Below are 2,566 nucleotides of genomic sequence, written 5' to 3'. Positions count from 1 at the left end.
ATAAATGGTGAACTTAAGTGGTCTTCAATAATTCCAAGTCAGAAAGAATTTGCTGAAGAAATAGAAAAACTTCTATAATATAGAATTCAATTAGAAAACATGACAAAATACTAAGGGGAGACCACTCTCCCCTTTTATTCTAGTTTAGGAAAACTTTCAACAAAGAGGTGATACTTTGAAACTTGTACTTATAACAGGTTTTCTTGGCTCAGGAAAAACCACATTTTTAACAAACTTATTGAAAGACTTCAAGGATGAAAAGGTTGGAGTCATCATGAACGAGTTCGGAGAAAAAGGAATAGATGGAACACTTATACAAAAAAACGGAATGGACTTGGTTGAACTTAACAACGGCTCGATTTTTTGCGCCTGCATAAAGGACAACTTCATTAAAGCTCTTGCAGAAATGACAAAATACGACTTTGAATATGTAATCGTAGAAGCATCTGGTCTTGCAGATCCATCAAACATAGAATCTATTCTTGGCTCAGTAAATAAAATCGCCGAAATGGATTATGACTATTCAGGCTCCGTATGTATAGTAGACTCGCTCTATTTTTTACAACAGCTACAGCTCCTCCCTGCCCTAACCAGACAGATTCAATACAGTAGTTCAGCCATAGTCAACAAAACAGATCTTCAAACAAAAGCAAAAATCGATGAAATAGAAATCAAATTATTGGAGCTAAACAATAATATAAACATATACAGAACAGTTTACTGTGATACAAATATCAAGGATTTGGTAAGTAATCTAAATCCTGTCGACGCGGCATCACAGGACACTACAAATACTAGGGAAAATAGACCTAAGACACTAGTTTTAAAAACAGATGAAACCGTAGACTATGAAGGCTTAAATAAATTTATAGATGATGTAAAAGATTCGACCTTCAGAATGAAAGGCTTTGTCAATACTGAAAAAGGTCTTTACGAAATTAGTGCAGTAAACAACCAGCTTAGGATTTCACCATGGGATAAAAGCGATGAAGCTACAAACCTGGTCATAATTTCCTCAGTTGGAATCAAAATAATAAGTGTCGTTACAAATTCATGGAAAAAACATCTTAATATACCACTAACAATATAGTATTTGTCCCTCGATAAATATTATTCCCTCTTTACTGCTCCTTGAGCAGTAATTTTTTTACCCCAATTTAAATTTTTGGTTTTCGTAATATATAGCAGATAAAAAATTTAATGTGCTTAAATTATCATTTGAATTTAAGTACTTATACGGGGTGTTAATTATGAAAAAAGTATTATTGGTACTGTTAGCATTGATAATGGTGCTTAGCATGATGACGTCAGCAATGGCGGTACCTAATGGCAAGGTTCCTCCAGGACAAATGAAACAAATGGAAAAGTTTACAAATCAATTTGAAGATTTAATGGGTTATGATTGGGCCAGCGAAGAGATCCAATTCATGGCAGAAAAAGGCGTTATAAAAGGTGTAGGTAACGGTAGATTCGTTCCAAACAGACCGGCAAAAGAAATAGAAGTTATTATCATGCTGCTTAGATTAATCGATGAAGAAGAAGGACTTGATATGGAAGCTGATCTTCCTGACGATTATGAAGGTGGAGAATATGATGAATGGATGATTCCTTATATCTCACTTGCTGAAGAAGAAGACGTATTAACTAAGGAAGGTTTGAAAAAAATCAATCCGAACTCTGCTGCTTCAAGGGAAGAAGTTGCAATGTATATAATGATGGCACTTGATGCATTTAATCTAGAAACAAACGATGATATAGAAGGCAATCTCGAAGAACTGTTTGAGGATGCCGATAATGTAGATCGAGAGTATCTTGGATATGTACATAGAATCAGAATGAACAATCTTATGATTGGCTACAACGGAAAATTCCAGCCTAAAAAAGCAATTACCAGAGCAGAACTTGCGGTTTTGATGAATAGAATATTCACCAATTTTGAGCTTGACTGGATAGATTATGATGATGGACAAGAGACTACAACTGGAATCCTTACAGATTTCGACTATGACAGCAATACAACTCTAGCTTCTATTACCCTTGACGATGATATTGACTTCGATGATATTGACGAAGATGTTGAAATCATTGTTGAAAACAACTGCAATAAAGATGCCGAGGACGAAATTGATGAACTGGATGAGGACAAGCATATCGATCTTGAAGTAGAATTAACATTGGAAGATGGAACTGTTGTTGAAATCCTTGTATCCTATGAAGAGCTTGAAGGCGAGCTTGAATATGATACCGATTTAGATGACAACGGTAGTGTGGATATAATACCTGAAGGTGAAACAGAGTCTGAAGACTTTGACTTTGATGAAGATATTGAAATCTTCATGAACGGTGAAGAAATAAGTGAATCAGAGTTTGAAGACTTTGATATGGATGAAGACATTGACTATGAAATTGAAGCCAGATTATTAGGTAATGGCGATATCATTGCTCTGTGCATATCTTATGAGGAAGAAATTTCAACAACTGAAGGAGTTTTGACTGCATTTGATTATGATGATGGTGTCCTTGATGAAATAACTTTGGAAGATGATGGTGATGAAACTACTTTTGA

Annotated in this window: 2 protein-coding genes; both read left to right on the top strand. The window is 35.0% G+C overall.

Translation table 11 applies throughout. From position 1 onward, the window contains the following. Positions 1-175: 175 nt before the first annotated feature. Positions 176-1,090, top strand: coding sequence for a CobW family GTP-binding protein (locus AC3AX0_RS11350; protein WP_487550395.1), 915 nt, complete (start codon positions 176-178; stop codon positions 1,088-1,090). A gap of 160 nt (positions 1,091-1,250) precedes the next feature. Continuing rightward, positions 1,251-2,566: S-layer homology domain-containing protein (locus AC3AX0_RS11345; RefSeq protein WP_487550394.1), on the top strand; the 1,316-nt coding region annotated here is incomplete at its 3' end.

It is taken from the genome of Dethiosulfatibacter sp., assembly GCF_983023055.1.
The sequence above is the reverse complement of the archived record's forward strand: the minus strand, read 5'-3'. Positions and strand labels throughout refer to the sequence as shown.